Below are 23,787 nucleotides of genomic sequence, written 5' to 3' on the forward strand. Positions count from 1 at the left end.
GTGACGTGGGAACCGACGCACCGCGCAGTAAACGCCACCGCAGGTTCGGGCTGGCCGTCACCGTCCTGGCCGTGTGCCTGAGCCTCGTGCTGCTGGCCTCCGGGGCGGGCGTCTGGACCGTGACCCGGTCGTTCCCGACGGTGTTCGGCGAGATCGCGCTGCGCGGCCTGGCAGCGGATGTCACGGTGTACCGGGACGAGGCCGGCATCCCCCAGATCGTCGCGAACACCGCGACCGACCTGTTCCGCGCCGAAGGCTACGTGCACGCCCAGGACCGGTTCTGGGAGATGGACTTTCGCCGGCACGTGACCAGCGGGCGGCTCTCCGAGCTCTTCGGGGCGAGCCAGGTCGGCACGGACACGTTCATCCGCACCCTCGGCTGGCGCGCGGTGGCCGAGCAGGAGGTCGCCCAGCTCGACCCCGTCACGCTGAGCTACTACCAGGCCTACGCGGAGGGCGTGAACTCCTACCTGGCCACGCACGAGGGCGCCGACCTCTCCCTCGAGTACGTGGCGCTGGCCCTGCAGAATCCCGGCTACACGCCCGAACCGTGGACCCCGGCCGACTCGGTCGCGTGGCTGAAGGCCATGGCCTGGGACCTGCGCTCCAACCTCGACGACGAGGTGGACCGGGCCCTCCTCGCCGGTAGTTTCAGCCCGGACGAGGTGGCGCAGCTGCATCCGTCGTACTCCTACGCGGATCATCCGACGATCCTCGACGGGGCGCCTCCCGAGCAGGCGGAGGCCGCAGCGGACGACGGGAACGTGAGCGACGGACAGACCGACGGTTCGGGCGACGGTTCGGCCGACGGGATAACCGGGGAGCCGGCCCAAACCGCTCTCGCCTCCGCCCTGACCGGGCTGCACGGCACGCTCGCGGGGGTGCCGGAGCTGCTCGGCCCGGCCGGTGCCGACAACGAGCTCGGCTCGAACTCCTGGGTGGTGTCCGGCGCGCACACGGACACGGGCAAACCGATCCTGGCCAACGATCCGCACCTGGGCGCGGTCATGCCCTCGGTCTGGTACCAGGTGGGCCTGCGGTGCCGCACCCTCAGCGCGGAGTGCCCGTTCGACCTCGCCGGGTACGGTTTCTCCGGGCTGCCGGGCATCATCATCGGCCACAACAGCCGCATCGCCTGGGGCTTCACGAATCTGGGGCCGGATGTCGCGGACCTCTACCTGGAAAAGGTCACCGGCAGCACCTACGAATACGACGGGGCACAGAAGCCCCTGCTGGTGCGCAACGAGCGGATCAAGGTGGCGGGCGGCGACCCGGTGAAGATCCAGATCCGGGCGACGGAGCACGGCCCGATCGTCAGCGGCCTGGACGGCACCGCCTTTCCGGGGATCGCGACGGAGTACCCGTCGGCGATCGACCTGCCCGACCTCGCCGTGCCGGAGGCCCCGGCAGCCCCGGCCGACCCGGCCGCGGCGGCACCCGCAGCGGCGCCGGCTCCCGAACCCACGAGCTACCAGCTGTCGCTGCAGTGGACGGCACTGACACCCGGGCGCACGGCATCCGCTGTCTTCGCTCTCGACGCCGCCACCGACTGGGCGAGCTTCCGGGCGGCGGCCCAGCTGTTCGACGTGCCGTCGCAGAACCTCGTCTACGCGGACGTGGACGGCAACGTCGGCTACCAGGCGCCCGGCCTGATCCCGATCCGCCGCGCCGGGGACGGCACCGTGCCGGCGCCCGGCTGGACCAGCCAGTACGGGTGGACCGGCTACATCCCGTTCGAGGAGCTGCCGCAGTCATACAACCCGCCGGCCGGCTTCATCGTGACCGCCAACAACTCCCCCGTCGGCCCGGACTACCCGTACCTCATCACCAAGGACTGGGACCTCGGCTACCGTGCGACGGAGATCACGAAACGCCTGCAGGCCAGCATCGATGCCGCCACCCCCCTCACCACCGCCATGATGAGCGAGATCCAGGCCGACACCTACAGCCCCCTGGCGGCCGCCCTCGTGCCCGCGCTGAAGAAGATCGCGCCCACCGACAAGACCCGGGCCGCCCTCGCCCTCTTCGACCACTGGGACTACCACCTCGACGCGGACAGCGCGGCAGCCGCCTACTTCAACATCATCTGGCGCAACCTGCTCGTGAACATGTTCGACGGCAAGCTCCCGGAAGGAACCTCGCTCACCGGCGGTGACCGTTCGTTCGCGATCGTGATCGGACTGCTCAACACCCCCGACTCGCCCTGGTGGAACAACGACAAGGTCGGGGCCGCGGGCCGCGACAGCATGCTCAAAAAGGTGGTCGGTCAGGCCGCCGCGGAGGCCGAGAAACTGATGGGGCCGGATGTCTCCGGCTGGGAGTGGGGCCGCATCCACACCCTCGAGATGACGCATGCGAGCTTCGGCAAATCCGGGATCGCACCGCTGGAGTGGCTCTTCAACCGCGGGCCGTATCAGGTCGCGGGCGGGTCATCCGTCGTCGACGCGGTCGGCTGGGACGCGACGGCCGGTTACGCGGTCGACTGGGTGCCGTCGATGCGCCAGGTCGTGAGCCTGGCGGACTGGGACAGGTCGACCTGGCTGAACCTGACCGGCAGTTCGGGGCATGCGTTCCACCCGAACTACGACGACCAGACCGAGCTCTGGCAACGCCAGGAGACCCGGCCGTGGCTCTTCTCGCTCGGCGCCGTCAAGGCGGCGGCCACCAACACCCTCGTGCTGCGTCCGCTCACCCGAACCAGGTGAGCGGTGCCGGCTCGGCTGCCTAGCGGCGCGGGAAGTCGCGGGCCGGGGAACCGATGTAGAGCTGCTGCGGGCGACCGATCTTGGTGGTCGGGTCCTCGTTCATCTCGCGCCAGTGGGCGACCCACCCGGGCAGGCGGCCGATCGCGAAGAGCACCGTGAACATGCTCGTGGGGAATCCCATGGCCTTGTAGATGACGCCGGTGTAGAAGTCGACGTTCGGGTACAGCTTGCGTTCCTTGAAGTAGTCGTCGTTCAGGGCGATGTGCTCGAGTTCCTTGGCGATGTCGAGCAGGTCGTCCTTGACGCCCAGGGCGGCGAGCACCTCGTCGGCGCTCTCCTTGACCAGCGTCGCCCGCGGGTCGTAGTTCTTGTAGACCCGGTGGCCGAAGCCCATCAGGCGAACGCCCTGTTCCTTGTTCTTGACGCGCTCGACGAACTTCTCGACGCCTTCACCGGATGCCTTGATCTCGCCGAGCATCTTCAGGACGGCTTCGTTCGCGCCGCCGTGAAGCGGGCCGGAGAGCGCGTTGATGCCCGCGGACACCGAGGCGAACAGGTTGGCTTCGGTGGAGCCGACGAGGCGCACCGTCGAGGTCGACGCGTTCTGCTCGTGGTCCTCGTGCAGCATCAGCAGGCGCTCGAGCGCCTTGCTGACCACGGGGTTGACCTCGTAGGGTTCGGCGAGGGTGCCGAAGATGAGGCGCAGGAAGTTGTCCACGTAGCCGAGCGAGTTGTCGGGGTAGAGGAACGCCTGGCCGATGCTCTTCTTGTAGGCGTAGGCGGCCATCACGGGCAGCTTGGCGAGCAGGTGCACGGTGGCCAGTTCGACCTGTTCCGGGTCGTTCGGGTTGAGCGAGTCCTGGTAGTACGCGGCCAGCGCCGACGTGCCGGCGGACAGAACGGCCATCGGGTGGGCGTTGTAGGGCAGCACGTCGAAGAGGCCCTTGAGGTCTTCATGCAGCAGGGTGTGGCGACGGATGCGGGTGTCGAACGCTTCGAGTTCGCTCGCGCTGGGCAGGGTGCCGTAGATCAGCAGCCAGGCGGTCTCGAGGAAGTTCGAGTTCTGGGCGATCTGCTCGATCGGGAAGCCGCGATAGCGGAGGATGCCCTTGTCGCCGTCGATGAAGGTGATCGCCGAGCGGGTCGCCGCGGTGTTCACGAACCCGGAGTCGAGCGTGATCAGGCCCGACTGGCGGGTGAGGGTGGAGATGTCGATGCCCGACGCGCCGGCGGTGCCGCGCACGATCGGTAAGTCTGCGGACCCGCCCGGGAACGTCAGCGTGGCTCGCTGGGGTTCGATGGACGGTTCGCCGGCCGGTACGTTCGCGGCCTCATCGGCCGGCTCGCTGGCTGGTGTTCGCTGCGCAATGTCGCTCACGGCGGCTCCCTGGGTCTGACTGAGTGTCACTGAATATCACTACCTAACCGTCTGGTGACTGACCGTCTGTGGCGATTGGCCACAGCACACCGATGTGTCTGTAGACGTCAACGCGGATACAGCCTAATAGGCTCAGCCGCCTACTGTTGCATTCGCCAAGAATGCCCCCTCTCGGTTAGAGGTAGTTGACAAGGCCGCGGATGCCTGATTCACCCGGCCCGGAGCCTCGCTGCGGCGGCCCCGATTCGCTCATCGGTGGCCGTGAGCGAGAAGCGCACGTGCTGGGGATATCCGTCGCCATAGAAATGGCCGGGGCCGGCGAGGATGCCCAGATCCGCCAGACGGGCGATCGATTCCCACGCGTCGACACCCTCGGTGGCCCACAGGTACAGCCCCGCCTCGCTGTGCTCGACGCGGAAGCCGGCCGCGACCACGGCGGGCAGCAGCACGGCACGGCGTGACCGGTACCGTTCACGCTGCACGGCCACGTGCTCGTCGTCGCCCAGCGCGGCCACCATGGCGGCCTGCAGGGGTGCGGGAAGCATCAGGCCGGCATGCTTGCGCACGGTCAGCACCCGCGCGAGCAGGTCGGCGCAGCCGGCGGCGAACGCCCCGCGGTAGCCGGCCATGTTCGACTGCTTGCTCAGGGAGTAGATCGCCAGCACGTTGCTTCGGTCGGTGCCGGCGACCCGAGGGTCGAGGATGCTGGGGATCGGCTCGGTGTCCCAGCCGTCGGTCCAGCCCAGTTCGGCGTAGCACTCGTCCGAGACGATCACCGCGCCGAGCTCCCGGGCCCGATCGACCGCGGCACGGAGGTGCGCGACCGGGAGCACCCGGCCGTCCGGGTTGCCCGGGCTGTTCAGCCAGATCAGCCTGGTCGTGGCCGGCCACTCGGCCGGGTCGTCGGAGGCGAGCGCCTCGGCCCCGGCGATGGCCGCGCCGATGCTGTAGGTCGGGTAGGCGGCCAAAGGGTGCACCACCGTGTCGCCCTCACCGACGCCGAGCATGAACGGCAGCAGCGCCACCATCTCCTTGGACCCGATGGTCGGCAGCACATTCTTCTCGGTGAGGCCGATGACGCCGCGCCGGCGCCCGTACCAGGCGATGATCGCCTGCAGCAGCTCCGGGGTCCCGGCGGTCTGCGGGTAGGCGTGGGCGTCGGTGGCGGCCGCCAGCGCCGTGCGAATGACCTCGGGCGTCTGGTCGACCGGGGAGCCGATCGACAGGTCGACGATGCCGTCGGCGTGGGCGCGGGCCCGGGCCGCGAACGGAACCATCTGGTCCCACGGGTAGTCGGGGAGCGGCTTCAGCACGCGCAGGTCACGCCTGGACCTGCGGGGGCAGGGCGGCAATGATGGGGTGGTCCTTGTGGATCACGCCGATTTTGGCCGCGCCGCCGGGAGAGCCGAGGTCGTCGAAGAACTCGACGTTGGCCTTGTAGTACTCGGCCCACTGCTCGGGGGTGTCGTCTTCGTAGTAGATGGCCTCGACCGGGCAGACGGGCTCGCAGGCACCGCAGTCGACGCATTCGTCGGGGTGGATGTAGAGCGAGCGGTCACCCTCGTAGATGCAGTCGACCGGGCATTCGTCGACGCAGGCGCGGTCTTTCACATCGACGCACGGCAGTGCAATGACGTATGTCACGGGTGGGGAGCTCCCTTCACGAGCGGAATATCAGTCTATTGCGAACCCGGCCGGGCCGGAATTCGAGGCCAGGCGAGCACGAGGGTGGCCACCAGCGCCGGCACGACGGTCCACAGCATGCCGGGAAGGCCCTGGGGAACGAGCACGGAGCCCCCCGTGCTGCGCAGCGACAGCAGGAAGATGCTGCCGAGCAGCCCCAGCGCGCAGAACAGGACGATCATGCGGTCGCCGAGCACCAGACGGAGGCCGACCAGCAGCGCGGTCACTCCGGTCAGGGCCAGGATCAGTCCCACCGGGATCGTGACCGGTCCGATCGGCACGGTGGCCTGGTGCGCGATGGTGCCGACCACGCCGAAGGCCGCACCGATCAGCAGGGCGAAGACGCCGGCCAGGGCGCGGCTGACCAGTCCCGGCTCCGCGGCGACCTCGGCGGCGGCCCGGTGCGGGGATTCCAGGCGCAGATAGGTCTCGGTGCCGCCGATCACGACCGGCACGGCGCCCGTGCCTGAGCCCGTGCCGGTGTTTGGGCCCGTGCCGGCGCCGACCGGGAGCACGGTGTGACCCGTGACGCTCCAGCGCCCGGGGTAGGCCCAGACGGCTCGCAGCTTCTGCTCGACGTGGTCGCTGACGTCGATCGCGACGATGCGCTGGCCGATGGCCCCCGACACGCTGCGGCTGGCGAAGACGGGCACGTGCAGGGTGTCGGCGGCCCCGACGGCCGCGTCGCGGAGGCGCTCGTCCTCGGTGCCGATCACGAGGGCGGTGGCCTGAATCTCGTCGAGCACGTCGGCCACGGCCGCGGCCAGGGCCTGCCGGTCCGGCCCGGCTTCCGGCGAGGCGACGGATGCCGCGGGCAGCATCCGCCAGTCGCTCACGTCCAACTCCGCCATCGCCGAGCCCACGGCGGCGTCGTCGCCCCCGGCGGCGGCGCCGGACGCCCCGAACAGCACGACGACCTCGGCTCCGTCGGAGCGCAGCCGGGAGATAGTGCCTCCGGTGAGCAGGGCCTCCTGACCGGGACGGTCGTGCAGGAACACGACTCGCTCTGCGCTGCCGGACATGACCATCGATGAGCTCCACTGCGGTTGTGACGGGCGGACACCCACCGATGCATAATAGCTGGACACAGGCGCGGAATCGAAGCTAGAGTGTGCTGGGTTAGGTTAACCTAACCACACTTACCCGCCAGGCCACCAGCAATGTGAACCAGGACGTACCGTGCTCGCCAACTACCTGATCGGCCTCCGCGAAGGTCTCGAAGCCGCTCTGATCGTGACCATCCTCGTGGCCGACGTTGACGATCGGCCGCCGTTCAGGCCACCGGCGAGTCCACGTTGCCGCTGGCCGGAGCCGCGTTGGGCATCCTCACCGCAGTCGTCCTCGGCTGGCTGATCTACGCGGGCATGGTGAAGATCAACCTCGCGAGGTTCTTCACCTGGACCGGGCACCATCAACTTCTCCCCCGCCACCACCTGGCTGCAGCTGGTCGACTGGCTCGGGTACACGATCCCGGTGATGACGCTCTTCATCCGGCAGGGCCGCCAGGGCAGCCGGCCGCGCCTCGCCGCTCCGGAACAGGCGGCGTCCGACCGGGGGCCCGCCTCGGTCACGCACTGACCGTTCCCGAGCTTGCCGCCGACAGTGCCCGTTCCGGTCGAGAGTGACCGGCGAAGCGGTCACTCTCGACCGGAACGGGCACTAAAGGGAGGGCGGGGAGGGGCCGGGTATTAGGCGGCCGGGTTGACCGTGTAGAGCACGCCCTCGGGGGTGCCGGCGAGCACGACGGACCAGGTGCCGTTCGTCAGAGCGGCCACGCCGGCCTCGCCGACGTTCGCGGTGGCACTCGTGTCGGAGCTGAAGCCGGCGTCCTCGAGCTTCTTCTTGGCATCGGCGAGGGGGTCGGCGGCCGAAGTGGCGACCGTGACCACCCAGCCCGTGTCGCCGTTCGTCGTGTTTGCGGCGCCGAAGCCGAGGTTCCCGTCGATGACCGGGATCTCCTTGGGCCAGCCCGCCGGCAGCTCCCCGGCGAGGCTCACGTCGCCGCCGGTGGCCTCTTTCACGGCTCCGTTGACCGCACCGCCGACCGTTGCGCCGGAACAGCCGGAGAGCAGGAGCATCGCTGCCACGGCAACGGCCGCCACTCGTGCACATTTCATTTCCATCGTCAGGCTCGTTTCTGGTGTCGTTTGTGCGTGGTCGTGAAACCACGCGTTGTCGTTAAACCACGAAACCGCAGGGGCCGGGCGATGAGAATCCATCCCCAGACCCGCTGCGGTTTACGTTGGGGTGCTAGTTCGCGTCCTGCTTCTTCAAGCGGGAGACGTTGCGCTGACGTGCCGAAGCGGCCAGCTCGACCTTGCGGATGCGCACGACGGCGGGGGTGACCTCGACGCACTCGTCTTCGCGGGCGAACTCGAGGCACTGCTCGAGCGTGAGCTGCTTGGACGGGGTCATCGACTCGAACGTGTCGGAGGTGGACTGACGCATGTTGGTCAGCTTCTTCTCTTTGGTGATGTTCACGTCCATGTCGTCGGCGCGCGAGTTCTCGCCGATGACCATGCCCTCGTAGACCTCTTCGGTCGGGTTGACGAAGAACGACATCCGCTCCTGCAGGGCGATGATGGCGAACGGCGTGACGACACCGGAGCGGTCGGCCACGATCGAGCCGTTGGTGCGGGTCGTGATGGTGCCGGCCCAGGCCTCGTAGCCGTGGAAGATCGCGTTGGCGATACCGGTTCCGCGGGTGTCCGTGAGGAACTCGGTGCGGAAGCCGATCAGGCCGCGCGACGGAACGATGAATTCCATCCGGACCCAGCCGGTGCCGTGGTTCGCCATGTTCTCCATGCGACCCTTGCGGGCGGCGAGGAGCTGGGTGATCGCGCCGAGGTACTCTTCGGGCGAGTCGATGGTGAGGTGCTCGTACGGCTCGTGGATCTTGCCGTCGACGCGCTTCACGACCACCTGCGGCTTGCCGACGGTGAGTTCGAAGCCTTCACGGCGCATCTGCTCGACCAGGATGGCGAGGGCGAGCTCGCCTCGGCCCTGAACCTCCCAGGCGTCCGGGCGTCCGATGTCGATCACACGGAGCGAGACGTTGCCGACGAGTTCCTTGTCGAGACGGTCCTTGACCATGCGGGCGGTGAGCTTGTGGCCCTTGACCTTGCCGATCAGCGGCGAGGTGTTGGTGCCGATGGTCATCGAGATGGCGGGGTCGTCGACCGTGATGGTCGGCAGCGGCCGCGGGTCTTCGGGGTCGGCGAGGGTCTCACCGATGGTGATGTCCGCGAATCCGGCGACGGCGACGATGTCGCCGGGGCCGGCGCTCTCGGTCGGGTAGCGGTCGAGGGCCCGGGTGATCATGAGCTCGGTGACACGCACGTTCGCGATGGTGCCGTCGTGCTTGATCCAGGCGACCGTCTGGCCCTTCTTGATGGTGCCCTGGAAGATGCGCAGCAGCGCGAGGCGACCGAGGAACGGCGAGGAGTCGAGGTTGGTGACCCAGGCCTGCAGCGGGTGCTCGTCGTCGTAGACCGGCGCCGGGATGTGCTGGAGGATGGCTTCGAACAGCGGCTCGAGGTCTTCGTTGTCGGGCAGCTGGCCGTTCTCGGGCTTGTTCAGGCTGGCGGAACCGTTACGGCCGGACGCGTAGACGACGGGCACGTTCAGCACCAGGTCGAGGTCGAGGTCGGGCACGTCGTCGGCCATGTCGCTGGCGAGGCCGAGGAGCAGGTCCTGGCTTTCCTCGACGACCTCGTCGATGCGCGCATCGGGACGGTCGGTCTTGTTGACCAGGAGGATGACGGGCAGGTGGGCCTCGAGGGCCTTGCGCAGCACGAAACGGGTCTGCGGCAGCGGGCCCTCACTGGCGTCGACGAGGAGCACGACACCGTCGACCATGGACAGGCCGCGCTCGACCTCGCCACCGAAGTCGGCGTGGCCGGGGGTGTCGATCACGTTGATGGTGATGGGACCGTCGGTCGCGTGGATGCCCTTGTACGAGATCGCCGTGTTCTTGGCGAGAATCGTGATGCCCTTTTCGCGCTCGAGCTCGTTCGAGTCCATGGCGCGCTCCTCGGTGTGGGAGTGCTCGGCAAACGAGTTGGTCTGCTGGAGCATCGCGTCAACCAGCGTGGTCTTGCCGTGGTCGACGTGGGCGACGATTGCGACATTTCGGAGGTTATTGCGCGTGGCAATCGCCATGAAGTAGATCCTTACGAAGAATGATGCCGCAGAGTACCGCGTGCGACTAAGAGTGGATGTATGTGGTCAGGGTCCGACCCAACGGATAATCCTACCGCACTCTCCCTGCCGGGAGGCTGAGTGCGGATTCAGCTTCGACATCGTGACAGGAAAATCGGCCCGGCAACCGGGCAAAAAGAAACGCGGGGCGGGAACCGAAGTTCCCGCCCCGCGTGTCACTGTTCGGGTGTATCGCTGGTTCTGCTGCTTACTTCTTCCAGCCGACGATGCTCCAGTCGACCGTTTCGAACTGGGTGGCGCCGTAGTTGACCAGGCCGGTCTTCACCGCGTACACGTTCGGCAGCGGGGCGATCGGGATGATCGGCACGTAGGCGGCGAGCACCTTGTCGATCTTGTTGGCGATGACGATCCGCTTGTCGCCGTCGAGCTCGGTGTTGGCCTCGTCGAAGAGTGCGGACAGCTTCTTGTCGGTGATGCCGGTGAAGTTCGACTCGGAATCGACCGGGGAGAACAGCGCCTCGCTCGAGGAGATCGGCCACGGGGTGCCGACCCAGGAGAAGCTCGTCATCTCGAAGTCGCCCGGGATGATGTAATCCGAGAAGTACTTCGCGGCGGGGACCTCGTTGAGCTCAACGGTGACGCCGACCTCCTTGAGGTCGGCCTGCACCTGCACGGCGCGCTGCTTGTTCGTCGGGGTGTCGGCGGGCACGGTGATGGACAGCTTGAGTGCCTTGCCGTCCTTCTCGCGGGTGCCGTCGCTTCCGGCCTTGTAACCGGCCTCGTCGAGGAGCTTCTTGGCCGCGTCGACGTCATAGCCGATCGCGTCGCCCACGTTGTCTTCGTAGCCCTTCTGTCCCGGCATGAAGATGTAGCTGCCCTGGGTGGTGGCGTCCACGCCGACGGGGGTGTTGGCCGACTCGGAGATGAGCTCGCGGTTGACCGCGTGGCCGATGGCCTGGCGCACCAACACGTCCTTGAGCGGACCCTTGGAGCCGTTCATGGTGACGTGCGTCCAGGTGAGGCCGCCGGATGCCTGGATCTCGGCATCCTTTCGCTTCTCGGCCGTCTGGTAGGCGTCAGCGTTGGACGAGATGTAGAGCACGTCCGTTTCGGAGTTGCCGAACGAGGTGGCCTGCGACGCGCCGCTGACGACCTTGACGACGATGGTGTCCAGCTTGGCCGCCTCGCCCCACCACTTCGGGTTGCGGGTCAGGGTGACGACCTGGCCGACCGTGTCGATCGAGGAGATCACGAACGGGCCGGAGGACGGCACCGGGGTGGTGACGTACCCCGCGTTGAACGCCTCAGGATCGGATGCGACCGCCGCGGGCAGAACACCCGTGAAGATCGACGCCCAGTCGGCGTTGATCGAGTCGAAGGTCACCGTGAAGTCGAAATCGCTGCCCTTCGACTCGATCGCGCTGATCTGCTCGAAGATGGCCGTGGACGCCGGGGAATAGGCCTCGTTACTGCCGTTCATGGCCGCCCAGGTGGCCGCGTAGTCCTTGTAGGTGATCGGGGTGCCGTCTTCCCAGACCGCCTTCGGGTTCAACTTGATCTCGATGACCTGCGGGTCGTCGCTGACGACCTCGACGCTGGTCGCGTAGTTGGGGTCGACCAGGGTGGTCCCGTCGCCCGCGACCCGGATCGGGCCGCCGGACGTCGGCGCCACGGTGTTGACCGTGTCGGACTCGTTGCCGTCGACCTCGTAGATGTTCCAGTTCGAGGGCATCGCGTTGATGGCGAGGTTCAGGGTTCCGCCGACCTGCACGTCGGCGGCGGCGGCAGCCTCCCACGCGGTGGTGGGCAGCGCCTTGCTGCTCGCCTTCGGGGAGGTGCTGCCTGCGGTGTTTCCGGGGGCGCACGCCGTGAGCAACAAGGCGGACGCACTCAGAACGGCCACTGCTGCAAAAACAGTAGTTTTCCGTTTCATGTGATTCTCCATTTCTTGGTGGGGACTTTTCCTGGTGAGGGACGTAAGGATGGAAGTACTGAGAATTTAGAGCACGAGGTCTTCCTCGCGGCCGGCCAGCGACGCCGAGATGGCCAGCTCGTTCTGCTCGACGTGGTGGCAGGCAGTCTGCACGGTGGCGTGCAGTTCCAGAACCGGGTCGACGCTCTCGCAGAGCGAGCGGTCCTGCGGCGCGAGCAGCGCGTACAGGGGGCAGCGGCTGCGGAAGTTGCAGCCGTCGATCTGCTCGGTCGGGCTGGGCAGGTCGCCCTGGAGCAGCACCCGCTTGCGGCTGCGCTCGATCACCGGGTCCGGGATCGGCGCCGCCGAGATCAGGGCCTGGGTATACGGATGCCGCGGGCGGGCGAACACCTCGGCGACCGGCCCGTACTCGACGATTCGTCCCAGGTACATCACGGCGACCGTGTCCGCGATCTGGCGCACGATCGCCAGGTCGTGCGCGACGAACAGGTAGGAGAGGTTCAGCTGCTCCTTGAGGTCCTCGAGCAGGTTGATCACCCCGGCCTGGATCGAGACGTCCAGGGCGGACACGGGTTCGTCGAGGACGACGAGCCGGGGGTTGGTCGCCAGAGCCCGGGCAATGCCCACGCGCTGCCGCTGTCCGCCGGAGAACTCGTGCGGGTAACGGTCCGCCATCTGCGGGTCGAGTCCCACGAGGTCGAGCAGTTCAGCCACCCGGGCGCGCCGGGCCGCGGGCTTCACCCCGTGCACGGTGAGGGGTTCGCCGATGATGTCGCCGATCGGCAGCCTCGGGTCCAGGGCGGCCATCGGGTCCTGGAAGACGATCTGCACGTCCTTCCGCAACCGGAGCAGCTCGGCCCGGCCGAGCCCGGTGACATCCCGGCCGTCGATCAGGATCTGGCCGGCCTGCGGCTTCGTCATCTCCAGGATCTCGAGGATCGTCGTGGACTTGCCACAGCCGGACTCGCCGACCAGGCCCAGGGTCTGGCCGGGCAGGATCGAGAAGGACACCCCGTCGACCGCGCGTACGGTGCCGATCTGGCGGGAGAACACCCCGCCCTTGGTGAGCGGGAAATGCCGCACCAGCCCGGTCACCGTCAGGACCGGCTGGGCATCCTGGTCCTTCTCCCGGTGCGCCACGGCCAGCGGTGCCGGGCGGGGGAAAACGTCGGGGCGGGTCAAAACACCGTCGGCGATCTCGTCCGAGCGGTGGCAGGCTGCCACGTGCGCGGCCTCCGCCAGACCGGCCACGGGCGCGCCGGGAGCGGCCGTGCCGGGCGCGGTCATGCCGGCCGGGCCGGCGTTCCCGTGCACGAGAAGCACCGGTTCGGTCTCGTGGCAGGCGTCGAGGGAGATCGGACAGCGGGCCGCGAACGGGCAGCCGCGCGGCAGGGCCGTCAGCGACGGCGGGCGTCCCTCGAGCGGCACCAGTCGTTCCGTTCCGGCGGTCTGCATATTGGGCACCGAGCGCAGCAGGCCGATCGTGTAGGGCATGTGCGGGGCCGCGAAGACCTCCTGGGTGGTGCCGTTCTCGACGAGCTTCCCGGCGTACATCACGGCGATCCGGTCGGCGTGGCCGGCCACCACGCCCAGGTCGTGGGTGATCAGCACGACGGCGGCGCCGGTCAGGTTCTTCGCCGTCTCCAGTACCTCCAGGATCTGGGCCTGGATCGTGACGTCCAGGGCCGTGGTGGGCTCATCGGCGATGATCAGCAGGGGGTCGTTGGCGATCGACATGGCGATCATCGCGCGCTGGCGCATCCCGCCGGAGAACTCGTGCGGGAAGGCCCGCGCGCGTCGTTCGGGCGCCGGGATCCCGACCACCGTGAGCAGCTCGACCGCCCGAACCTGCGCCGCACGCTTGGTCAACGCGGGGTCGTGCAGCAGCAGGGCCTCCGCGATCTGGTCGCCCACGGTGTACACCGGGGTCAGCGCCGACAGCGGGTCCTGGAAGATCATCGAGATTTCGCGGCCACGGATGCGGGAGAGCTGCTGGTCGTTCAGGTCCAGCAGCGACCGGCCGCCGAACATGATGCTGCCGGTGACAACCGCCGAACTGGGCAGCAGACCCATCAACGCGAGCGAGGACACCGATTTGCCGGAGCCGGACTCGCCCACGATGCCGAGGAACTCGCCCTTGTGCACCTGGTAGCTGATCCCGCGCACGGCCTGCACCGCGGGGCCTCCCCGCTGGGGGAACGTGACCGAGAGGTCGGTGACCTCCAGCAGCGGCGTCTGGCCACGGCCGGGCCGCGCCGGGCTCCCGTTCAGCAGAAGATTAGTCACGGTTGACTCCCGAGGTAGGGTCGACGGCGTCGCGCAGGGCGTCCCCGATCAGGCTGACGGCGAACAGGGTCACGATCAGCACGCCGGCCGGGAACACGAACAGCCAGGGCCGGGTGACGGCCGCACTCGTCCCCTCCGCCAGGAGGGTGCCGAGGGACACGTCGGGTGCCCGGATACCGAAGCCGAAGTAGCTGAGGCTGGTCTCGGCGAGGATCGCCGCCACCACTCCGAGCGTCGCGTCGATGATCAGGAGCGACGCGACGTTGGGGATGATGTGGCGGCCGAGGATCTTCCGCATCGGCACGCCCATGTACCGGGCGGCCTTGACGAAGTCGCGGTCGCGCAGCGACTTGGTCTGCGACCGCACCACCTGGGCCATGATCATCCAGCTGAAGCCCGCGATGAAGACGGTCAGGAAGACCCAGGACAGCCCCTTGAAGAGGGGGCTCAGGATCACCAGGAGGATGAACGACGGCAGCACCAGCAGCAGGTTGATGCACCAGACCAGGACCCGGTCGACGACGCCGCCCATGTAGCCGGCCACGGAGCCGACGACCGCGGCGATGAGCGTGCCGAGCGGGCCGGCGATCAGGCCGATCACCAGGGATTTCTGCAGCCCCACCAGCGTCTGCGCGTAGAGGTCCTGGCCGATGCCGTTGGTGCCGAACCAGTGCAGCTGCGTCGGGCCGAGCCCCATGTTGAGCGGGTCACGGCCGGTGGCGTTGTAGGGGTAGAGCAGGGGACCGAGCAGCGCCCAGGCCAGGATCACGGCGATGGTGACCGCCCCCACCCAGAAACGCGAGGTCTGGGTCAGCCGCCACCAGATCAGCCGCCCGCGGGAGCGCGCCTTCTTCGGCGGGGTGACCTCGGTGCCGAGAGGCTGCGGGGGAAGCGGAACGACCGGGGAGCCGAGCTCGGCGTTGGTTTCTTCGACCAGGGACATCTCAGTTCCTCACTCTCGGGTCGAGCGCGGCGTAGAGCACTTCGGAGAGCGTCGAGGAGAACAGGATCAGGATGGCCACGAACAGCGTGGTCCCGGCGACCGCGTTGATGTCGCTCTGGCTGATCGCGTTCAGGGCGAATTCGCCCATCCCGTGGAAGGAGAAGACGATCTCGAGCATGATCGAGCCGGAGACCAGCGTGCCGAAGCTGTAGGCGAAGAACGTGGACATCGGGATGAGCGCGACCCGCACGCCGTGGCGAACGAGCGCCGAGTTGCGGGAGCGCCCCTTGGCCCTGGCGGTGCGGATGAAGTCGGCCGAGAGCACGTCGAGCATGACGCTGCGCTGGTAGCGGGAGTAGCCGGCCGCGCCGATCAGCACGAGCGCGATGGTGGGCAGGAGCAGGTGGACGCCGCGGTCCAGGGTCAGATCCCACCAGGATCCGCTCAGCCCGGCCGAGTATTCGCCGGTGAAGTTGATCAGCTGGGCTCCCGCTGCGCCGTTCAGCGCGGTCGCCGCGATCATGAGTAGGACCCCGATCACGAAGGTCGGCGTGGCGAAAATCAGGTAGGAGCCATAGGTGACGACCTGGTCGCTCAGTTTGTACTGACGCACCGCGCCCCAGACGCCCAGCGTCACCCCGACGAGGGCCCCGATCAGCGAGCCGATCAGGAGCAGTCGCAGACTGACACCGGCGCGGGAGATGATCTGGTCGCCAATGGAAACGCCGTTGACCCCGGTGCCCAGCGAGCCGTGCACGACCAGGTTCACCAGCCAGTCCCAGAGCCGCTGGAGCACGGGCACGTTCGGGTTGACGCCGAGGCCGTCCAGGATGTTGTCGATCGTCTGCTGCGTCGGCTGGGGGTTGCGGCCGTAGTACTTGGCAGCAGGGTCGAGGGCCAGGCTGGACACGACATACGCCAGACACGTCGCGATGAGCGAAAGGAAGAAGTAGTTGACGAAACGTCGGAAGATGTAGAAGGCCACGCGCGGTCAACCTAGAACGGGGAACGAGAGACGGCAGCCGGAATGGTTCTACGAAGTGATCCCATTGTTTACTCCCCCGTCGCGCTCCCGCCCGAAGGATTCCCGGCGGCAGAACCGTTTCAAATGTTGTTACGGGGCGAGCCTGTGCCTGCGCGAAGCTCCTTTGCCCCAGATCACAGTCTGCGGCAGATCCTGACAAAACATGTAACATTTTCGAAACTTAAGTCGCAATTTGCTGAGTCCGGGGTCAGAGGATTGAGCAACGCTCAGACCTGCGCCGCCCAGATCAGCTGCGCGACGACGACCAGGAGGAGCGCCACGCCGACCTGCAGCGACCATCCGTTCCACCGGCGTGCAGCGGCATCCGTGGGGCCCTGCGGCCGCTCATGCCGTTCCCAATAGCCCTGGATCGCCCGGTGGGCGGCGCTACCGCTGATCCGTCCGCTGGGCTCGCGCACCTGCGCCGCCCGCGGGGCCGGCCCGGACGACCGGACCGGCATCGACGACCGGGCGGATGACGGCGCTCCCCAGCACCGCAGCCGCTCGCCTGACCGGGTCACCACGACGACCTGGTGGCGCAGCACGATCTCGTCCACCGCACCCCAGGGCACGGTCGTCGTGCGCAGCACGTTGACGATGGTCAGCCCGGTGCCGGACAGCCGCAGGCACGGCCGGGCGAAGACGAGCCAGGCCGACCACAGCACCAGCGTCACCGCCGGCAGGGACACCAGGGCCACGGCCCCCCGCGCACGCAGGAGCGCGTCGACCAGCAGCGCGGCGCACAGCAGCGCCACGGCCGCGAAGACGGCGACGGATGCCGGCGACCGCAGGACGATCGCCGCGCGCCCGGGAGTCACTCCCGCGCCGCCGAACCGCGGTCAGCGGCCAAACTGGAAGTTGCCGCCCGGGATGGCTGCGAGCAGTTCCTGGGTGTACGCCTCACGCGGGTTGTCGAAGACCTCGTCCGTGGACGCGGTCTCGACGATCCGCCCCTTCTGCATGACGCAGACGTTGTCGGCCACGAGCCGCACGACTGCGAGGTCGTGCGTGATGAACAAATAGGTCAGGCCGAGTTCGGTCTGCAGTTCGGTGAGCAGGTTCAGGATCTGGCCCTGCACGAGCACGTCGAGGGCGGATACCGCCTCGTCGAGCACGAGCACGTCCGGCTTGAGCGCGAGGGCACGGGCCACCGCGATCCGCTGGCGCTGCCCGCCGGACAGTTCGCTCGGGTAGCGGTACCGGGTGGCCCAGGGCAGGGATACCTGGTCCAGCAGCTCGCGCACGCGGTCCTGGCGCTCTTTGGAGGAGCCGATCTTGTGCGCCAGCAGGGGCTCGGCGATCGTGTTGCCCACGTTGTACTGCGGGTCGAGGGAGCCGTACGGGTCCTGGAACACCGGCTGCACGCGGCGGCGGAACTTGAGCAGCGCCGCCCCCTTGAGCCCGGCGACATCCTGGCCGTCGAACTCGATCTGGCCGCTGGTGATGCTCTCCAGCTGCAGGATGAGCTTCGCGACGGTGGACTTGCCCGACCCGGATTCCCCGACGAGCGCCGTGGTGGTGCCCTTCCTGATGCCGAAGGAGACGTCGTTGACGGCGAGCAGTTCGTTGTACTTCAGGCCCTTGGTGCGGATGCGGTACAGCTTGGAGATGTTCTGGATCGAGATCAGGTCCTTCGCCGCCGCATCCGCCTCCCGCTCGGCCGCTCGGGCCACGAGAGTGGCGTCGAGCGAGCCCTCGGAGAAGATGGCTTCTCCTCCGGCGCCGGCCGTCTTGGCGGACTGGATGCGACGGGACGCGAGGCTGGGGGCCGCCGCGACGAGACGCTGGGTGTACGGGTGCTGCGGGTTGGCGAGGATCTCCTGCGACGGGCCGGATTCGACGACCTTGCCCTTGTACATCACCACGAGCTGTTCGGCCCGCTCGGCCGCGAGGCCGAGGTCGTGCGTGATGAACAGCACGGAGGTGCCGTAGTCGCGGGTGAGGGTGCCGAGGTGGTCGAGGATCTGTCGCTGCACGGTGACGTCGAGTGCCGAGGTGGGCTCGTCGGCGATGAGCAGCTTGGGCCGTGCGGACAGGCCGATGCCGATCAGCACGCGCTGGCGCATGCCGCCGGAGAACTGGTGCGGGAACTGCTTGAGCCGGTCCTCGGCGTCGCTGAGCCCGGCCTCCTGCAGCACCTGGATGGTGCGCTCGCGTGCGGCCTTGCCCTGGGCGACGTTGTTGGCCTTGATGGCCTCCTCGACCTGGAAACCGATGTTCCACACCGGGTTCAGGTTGCTCATCGGGTCCTGCGGCACGTAGCCGATCAGGCGGCCGCGGACATCCTGGATCTCCTTGGCCGAGAGGGCGGTGAGGTCGCGGCCCTCGAACAGTATCTGTCCGGCCGTGATCTTGCCGGTGCCGGCGAGGAGGTTGATGATGGCCTGCGCGGTCGTGGTCTTGCCCGAGCCGGACTCACCGACGATCGCGAGGGTCTGGCCGGCGTAGAGGGTCAGACTGACCCCACGCACGGCAGGGACGACACCGTGCTGGGTCTGGAAGCCGACCTCGAGGTCGCGGATCTGGAGCAGAGGCTCCGTGGACGCGTCGGCGTTCTCGCTGACCGGTTCGATGACGGTCTGGCTCATCGGCGGGCCCTCGCTTCGGGGTCGAGGGCGTCGCGCACGACGTCGCCCAGCATGAGGAACGCGAGAACGGTCACGGACAGCGCCGCCGCGGGGTAGAGCAGCACCTGCGGGTTGGTGCGGAGGGAGCTCTTCGCTGCGTCGATGTCGTTACCCCAGCTCATGACGTTCGGCGGAAGGCCGATCCCGAGGAATGACAGGGTGGCCTCGGCCACGATGAACGTGCCCAGCGAGACCGTGGCGATGACGATCACGGGCGCGATCGAGTTCGGCACCACGTGACGCAGCAGGATCTTGAACTTGCTGACGCCCAGGGCGATGGATGCCGTCACGTAGTCCGAGTTGCGGGCCGAGAGCACAGCGCCGCGCATGATTCGGGCGATCTGCGGCCAGGCGAAGAGCGAGAGCACGAGAGCGATGGTCACCGGGGTGCGCTCCGGCAGGACCGACATGAGCACGATGGCGCCCAGCACGGTGGGGACGGCGAAGAAGATGTCGCCGATGCGGGAGACGATCGAGTCCAGCATGCCGCCGTAGTAGCCCGCGAGCGCGCCGACGATGATGCCCGTGAAGGTGACGAGGATCGTGGCGAGCAGGCCGACGGTGAGCGAGGCCTGCGTGCCGAAGATGATCCGGGCGTAGATGTCGCAGCCCTGGCGAGTGTAGCCGAGCGGATGCCCGTCTGAGGGTGCACCGTGGCTGTCGCCGAGGTCGCAGGATGTGGGCGAGACGTGGGCGAACAGGCTCGGGAACAGAGCGACGATCACGATCAGGAAGATCAGCGCCGAGGAGATCCAGAAGGAGGGCCGTACCCGCATCGCGTCCCAGGCATCCGCCCAGGTGCTGCGTGCCTTCTGCGACTCGTCGAGGCGGTCGACGGTTTCGACCGGGGTTTCTTCCAGCGCGGCGACGTAGTGCGTCTGTGCGTTCGGGTTCTTATTTGGCATAACGAATCCTCGGGTCCAGTGCTGCGTAGAGGAGGTCGACGAGCAGGTTGGCGAGCACGAAGATCACGACCATGACAGCGATGAACGACACGACGGTGGGGCCTTCACCCAGCTTGATCGCCTTGTAGACGGTGCCGCCGACGCCGTTGATGTTGAAGATGCCCTCTGTGACGATGGCACCGACCATGAGTGAACCGAGGTCCACGCCGAGGAAGGTGACGACGGGAACAAGGGAGTTGCGCAGCACGTGCACGCCCACGACGCGGCGGCGGGACAGCCCCTTCGCGGTCGCGGTGCGCACGAAGTCCGCGTTGAGGTTGTCGGAGACGCTCGCGCGGGTGAGCCGCACGATGTAGGCGAACGAGACCGAGGCCAGCACGAGCGCGGGGAGGAGGAGCTCGTTGAAGGGAGCCTCGCTGCTCACCGTCGTACGAGCCCAGCCGAGCTTGACGGCGAAGACGTACTGCAGCACGAAGCCGATTACGAACGTGGGAACACTGATCAGGAGGAGGCTGACCACGAGGGCGCTCGCGTCGAAGAACTTGCCCTTGCGGAGGCCGGCGATCAGTCCGACGAGGATGCCGAAGAAGGCCTCGATGGCCAGCGCGAGCAGAGCCAGACGGGCGGTGATCGGAAAGGCCTTGGCCATCACGTCGCTCACGGGACGGCCGGAGTACGTGGTGCCCAGGTCACCCTGGAAGAAGTTGCCGATGTAGATGAAGTACTGCACGATGAACGGCTTGTCCAGGTTGTACTGGGCGCGGATCTGTTCGATCACGCCGGGCGCCGGGGGCCGGTCGCCGTAGAGAGCCGCGATGGGGTCCCCGGGCAACGAAAACACCATGAAGTAGATCAGCAGCGTTGCACCGAAAAACACCGGGATCATCTGGAGCAGGCGTTTGCCCGTATACCAGAGCATCAGGTTCCCAAGCCAGAACGTATGTACATGAGATTCACAATCACTGGTTGAGTCTAGTCAGTGTGGGGCCCGGGGCTGACGCCCCGAGCCCCACACGTCTTATCTATTCACTGCTGTCAAACGGATTGAACGAGTATTACTCGCTCTTGGTGATGTTGCTGTACAGCGGCACGGAGTCCCAGCCGAAGACGACGTTATCGACCTTGTCAGACCAGACGCCGGTGACGTTGGAGTACCAGAGCGGGATGGTCGGGAGGTCCTTGAGCAGGACTTCCTGAGCTTCCTGGTACTTCTTGGTTGCGGCTTCGACGGACGACGCCGCTGCGCCATCCTTGATCAGCTTGTCGAATTCGGGGCTGCTGTAGTCCTCGTAGTTCGAGCCGGCACCGGTCTGGTACAGCGGGGCGAGGAAGTTGTACAGCGACGGGTAGTCGCCCTGCCAGCCGGCGCGGGTTCCACCGGTCAGCTTGTCACCCTTGCGGTCGTCGAGGGCTGCGGCGAAGGTCGGGTACGGCTTGCCGATGGCTTCGATGCCCAGGGTGTTCTTGATGCTGTTGGTCACAGCGTCGACCCAGGCCGCGTGGCCGCCGTCGGAGTTGTAGGCGAGGTCGAACGTGCCGGTGTAGGGCGCGATCTTGTCGGCTTCGGCCCACTTGGCTTTGGCCTCTTTCGGGTTGTAGGCGAGGACGTCGGCACCCTTGAGAGAGTCGGAGTAACCGTCGATGACCGGCGAGGTGAAGTCGGTGGCCGGGGTGCGGGTGCCCTGGAAGATGACGTCGGTGATTTCCTTGCGGTCGATCGACATCGAGATGGCGGCGCGGCGCAGCTTGCCTTCCTCACCACTCCAGTGCTCGAGGTAGTACGGCATGTTGAAGCCCTGGAAGATGGCGGCCGGCTGGTTGACGAAGCGGTCCGGGAAGTCCGACTCGTAGGAGGCGAATGCGGCATCCGGGACGGCGTCGAGCACGTCGAGGTTTCCACCCTGGACGTCCGCGTAGGCGGCATCCTGCGAGGCGTAGAAGACGATGCTCAGGCCGCCGTTGACGGGCTTGCGCACGCCGTCGTAGTCGGGGTTGGTGACGAGGTCGATCTTGACCTCGTGCTCCCAGGCGCCCTTCTTGGCCAGCATGTACGGGCCGTTGCCGATCGGGTTCTCACCGAAGGCGGCCATGTCCGCGTACGCGGAGGAGGGCAGCGGCATGAACGCCGTGTAGCCCAGACGCAGCGGCCAGTCGGCCTCGGGGGAAGCCAGCTCGACCGTGAAGGTCTTGTCGTCGACGACCTTGAGGCCGGTCAGTTCGGAGTCGGCGTCGTAGCTGAAGCCGGCGATGTCGTCGAAGAAGTAGGAAGCGCTCTGGGCGTTGCTGAACTTCGCGCCGAAGTTCCACGCGTCCACGAAGGAGGAAGCGGTGACGGCTTCGCCGTCGGTGAACTTCCAGCCGTCGTTGATCGTGACGGTCCAGTTCTGCGCGTCGTCCGATTCGATGGACTTCGCGACCTCGTTCTCGGTCTCGCCCTTGGCGTTGTAGGAAACGAGTCCGGCGAAGAGCGAGGTGGTGATCTTGCCGCCACCGGTCTCGGTGGTGTTCGTCGGGATCAGCGGGTTCTGCGGCTCAGAGCCGTTCGTGCTGATGATCGCCGCGGTGTCGCCGGTCGCGGCTTTCGGGGTGGATTCTCCACTCGCGCACCCGGAGAGCATGAGTGCTCCCGCGGCGGCCAGAGCGATGGCTGGTATGCCCAGTCTCCTGATTTTCAATTTTCCTCCTGTGCGCAGGGATGTGCCACGCGGCTCATCACCGCGCCGACACGTCAGTTATATTGACCCTAAAGAGCCGGGACTGCGTTCGCACAATCTAATGAGGAAACGTTACACAGGCGAAACATTCTGCGCAGGATAGTTGCACCACGGCAGGTTCTTTCGGCCGATCCTTCCGCCGTACCCCGCAACATCCGCGTTCTGCGCAGTCGGAGGGCAGTGGGAGGATTGAGACATGACGCTCGTCTCCCCCGCCCGCCCGCCGCTGCTGATCTTCGACGGCGACTGCGCGTTCTGCACCACCTCCGTGAACCTGATGACCCGCCTCCTTCCGGCCATGCCGGATGCGGCCCCGTACCAGTGGACCGACCTCGGGTCGTACGCCCTCACGACGAAGGACGCCCAGTCGCGGGTCTGGCTCGTGATCGACGGGCACCAGTACGGCGGCGCCGCGGCCGTCGCCGCCCTGCTGCGGCACCAGCCGAACACGGTTCTGCGCATCCTCGGCTGGCTGGGCACGGTTCCGCCGTGGTCCTGGGCCGCCGAACTCGGCTACCGGCTGGTGGCGCGCTACCGCCACCGGCTTCCCGGGGGCACGCCGGCCTGCCGGATGAAGCCGGGCACGTGACTCGGAACGCTCTTCGCTGGGAGGTAGGAATCGTCCTCGGGCTCTCGCTCGGGGCATCCGCCATCTATTCGGTGGTCTCAATCATCGCCCGCCTGACCGACACGCGGCCGCTCTCGGAGCAGTCGGCCACGCTGAACGGCTCGCAGTCGCCGCGGGAATGGCTCGACTTCACCTACCAGTTCCTCGGGATCTTCTTCGCCTTCTTCGCCGTGGCCCTGGTGCTGTACCTGCTGTGGCGTCCCGGGCAGAGCGCGTTCCGGCGACTCGGGTTCGACCTGACGGAGCCGCGGCGCGACCTCCTGCGCGGGCTCGGCCTGGTCGCGGCCATCGGCATCCCGGGCCTCGGCCTGTACCTGGCCGGGCGGTTCTTCGGCTTCACGGTCGCGGTCGTGCCGTCGCCGATCGACACGTTCTGGTGGACGGTCCCCATCCTGGTGCTCTCGGCGCTTCGCTCGGCGCTGACGGAGGAGCTGATCGTGGTGGGCTACCTCTTCACCCGGCTGCGCGAGCTCGGCTGGTCGACCTGGACGATCATCGTGTCGTCGGCCGTGCTGCGGGGCAGCTACCACCTGTACCAGGGCATCGGCCCGTTCTTCGGCAACGCCGTGATGGGCGTCGTGTTCGGCTGGTGCTACCTCCGCTGGGGCCGCACGATGCCGCTCGTGATCGCGCACTGGGTGCTCGACATCGTCTCGTTCGTGGGCTACCCGCTCGCCCTGGCCTGGTGGCCCGGGCTGCTCGCCCCCACCGCCGCCTAGCCCACCTGCCCGCCGCCGCCCGGCCCCACCTGACCGCCGAGCCCGGCCTCACCTGCCCGCCGCGCCCCGCCTCCCCTGCCC

The 23,787-nt window shown here is 67.6% G+C and carries 18 protein-coding genes; 3 read left to right on the forward strand and 15 right to left on the reverse strand.

Going from position 1 to position 23,787, the window contains the following annotated elements; translation table 11 throughout:
• Nucleotides 1–5 precede the first annotated feature (5 nt).
• Nucleotides 6–2,705 carry a penicillin acylase family protein gene (locus E3T37_RS04140; protein WP_241978664.1) on the forward strand — a complete coding sequence of 900 codons (2,700 nt, stop codon included), beginning with the start codon at nucleotides 6–8 and terminating at the stop codon, nucleotides 2,703–2,705.
• A 19-nt stretch (nucleotides 2,706–2,724) separates the two neighbouring features.
• Here E3T37_RS04140 and E3T37_RS04145 read toward each other — a convergent pair whose 3' ends face one another.
• The 15 genes from E3T37_RS04145 to E3T37_RS04220 form a co-directional block, all read right to left on the reverse strand.
• Nucleotides 2,725–4,005, reverse strand: coding sequence for a citrate synthase (locus E3T37_RS04145; RefSeq protein ID WP_134365592.1), 1,281 nt, complete (start codon nucleotides 4,003–4,005; stop codon nucleotides 2,725–2,727).
• A gap of 287 nt (nucleotides 4,006–4,292) precedes the next feature.
• Nucleotides 4,293–5,396, reverse strand: a complete 1,104-nt coding sequence (gene dapC, locus E3T37_RS04150) for a succinyldiaminopimelate transaminase (RefSeq protein ID WP_277612481.1) — start codon at nucleotides 5,394–5,396, stop codon at nucleotides 4,293–4,295.
• Nucleotides 5,397–5,403: 7 nt separating this feature from the next.
• A complete protein-coding gene (gene fdxA / locus E3T37_RS04155; protein WP_134365572.1) occupies nucleotides 5,404–5,727 on the reverse strand; it encodes a ferredoxin in 324 nt (107 codons plus the stop codon).
• 35 nt (nucleotides 5,728–5,762) lie between these two features.
• Nucleotides 5,763–6,788 carry a hypothetical protein gene (locus E3T37_RS04160; RefSeq protein ID WP_134365573.1) on the reverse strand — a complete coding sequence of 342 codons (1,026 nt, stop codon included), beginning with the start codon at nucleotides 6,786–6,788 and terminating at the stop codon, nucleotides 5,763–5,765.
• Nucleotides 6,789–7,454: 666 nt separating this feature from the next.
• The gene (locus E3T37_RS04170; RefSeq protein ID WP_134365574.1) at nucleotides 7,455–7,868 is read right to left on the reverse strand and encodes a hypothetical protein; all 414 of its coding nucleotides are present in this window, start codon (nucleotides 7,866–7,868) and stop codon (nucleotides 7,455–7,457) included.
• Nucleotides 7,869–8,016: 148 nt separating this feature from the next.
• The gene (gene typA / locus E3T37_RS04175) at nucleotides 8,017–9,927 is read right to left on the reverse strand and encodes a translational GTPase TypA (RefSeq protein ID WP_134365575.1); all 1,911 of its coding nucleotides are present in this window, start codon (nucleotides 9,925–9,927) and stop codon (nucleotides 8,017–8,019) included.
• Nucleotides 9,928–10,174: 247 nt separating this feature from the next.
• Nucleotides 10,175–11,830, reverse strand: coding sequence for an ABC transporter family substrate-binding protein (locus E3T37_RS04180; protein ID WP_134365576.1), 1,656 nt, complete (start codon nucleotides 11,828–11,830; stop codon nucleotides 10,175–10,177).
• A gap of 96 nt (nucleotides 11,831–11,926) precedes the next feature.
• The gene (locus E3T37_RS04185) at nucleotides 11,927–14,146 is read right to left on the reverse strand and encodes a dipeptide ABC transporter ATP-binding protein (protein ID WP_134365577.1); all 2,220 of its coding nucleotides are present in this window, start codon (nucleotides 14,144–14,146) and stop codon (nucleotides 11,927–11,929) included.
• Nucleotides 14,139–15,089, reverse strand: a complete 951-nt coding sequence (locus E3T37_RS04190) for an ABC transporter permease (protein WP_134365578.1) — start codon at nucleotides 15,087–15,089, stop codon at nucleotides 14,139–14,141. The genes E3T37_RS04185 and E3T37_RS04190 overlap by 8 nt, the downstream gene beginning before the upstream one ends.
• 1 nt (nucleotide 15,090) lies before the next feature.
• Nucleotides 15,091–16,074: an ABC transporter permease gene (locus E3T37_RS04195; protein ID WP_134365579.1), complete on the reverse strand. Its 984-nt coding sequence runs from the start codon at nucleotides 16,072–16,074 to the stop codon at nucleotides 15,091–15,093.
• A gap of 266 nt (nucleotides 16,075–16,340) precedes the next feature.
• Entirely contained in the window at nucleotides 16,341–16,931 is a 591-nt protein-coding gene (locus tag E3T37_RS04200; protein WP_134365580.1) for a PH domain-containing protein, read from the reverse strand.
• 21 nt (nucleotides 16,932–16,952) lie between these two features.
• Nucleotides 16,953–18,701 carry an ABC transporter ATP-binding protein gene (locus E3T37_RS04205; RefSeq protein ID WP_134365581.1) on the reverse strand — a complete coding sequence of 583 codons (1,749 nt, stop codon included), beginning with the start codon at nucleotides 18,699–18,701 and terminating at the stop codon, nucleotides 16,953–16,955.
• Nucleotides 18,698–19,645 (reverse strand): ABC transporter permease, encoded by a 948-nt coding sequence (locus tag E3T37_RS04210; protein WP_134365582.1) that lies wholly within the window; start codon nucleotides 19,643–19,645, stop codon nucleotides 18,698–18,700. Before E3T37_RS04210 ends, E3T37_RS04205 begins: the two co-directional genes overlap by 4 nt.
• Nucleotides 19,635–20,564 carry an ABC transporter permease gene (locus tag E3T37_RS04215; RefSeq protein ID WP_134365583.1) on the reverse strand — a complete coding sequence of 310 codons (930 nt, stop codon included), beginning with the start codon at nucleotides 20,562–20,564 and terminating at the stop codon, nucleotides 19,635–19,637. The genes E3T37_RS04210 and E3T37_RS04215 overlap by 11 nt, the downstream gene beginning before the upstream one ends.
• Before the next feature lie 136 nt (nucleotides 20,565–20,700).
• Complete coding sequence (locus E3T37_RS04220; RefSeq protein ID WP_134365584.1) at nucleotides 20,701–22,320, reverse strand: ABC transporter substrate-binding protein; 1,620 nt, start codon at nucleotides 22,318–22,320, stop codon at nucleotides 20,701–20,703.
• Between the two features lie 235 nt (nucleotides 22,321–22,555).
• On the opposite strand from E3T37_RS04220, the gene E3T37_RS04225 reads away from it, so the two are divergent.
• Nucleotides 22,556–22,948, forward strand: coding sequence for a thiol-disulfide oxidoreductase DCC family protein (locus E3T37_RS04225; RefSeq protein WP_134365585.1), 393 nt, complete (start codon nucleotides 22,556–22,558; stop codon nucleotides 22,946–22,948).
• Nucleotides 22,945–23,706 carry a CPBP family intramembrane glutamic endopeptidase gene (locus tag E3T37_RS04230; RefSeq protein ID WP_241975991.1) on the forward strand — a complete coding sequence of 254 codons (762 nt, stop codon included), beginning with the start codon at nucleotides 22,945–22,947 and terminating at the stop codon, nucleotides 23,704–23,706. Before E3T37_RS04225 ends, E3T37_RS04230 begins: the two co-directional genes overlap by 4 nt.
• The last annotated feature ends 81 nt before the right edge of the window (nucleotides 23,707–23,787 follow it).

Origin of the sequence: Cryobacterium sp. TMT2-10 (genome assembly GCF_004403075.1) — a bacterium.
Classification (GTDB): domain Bacteria; phylum Actinomycetota; class Actinomycetes; order Actinomycetales; family Microbacteriaceae; genus Cryobacterium; species Cryobacterium shii.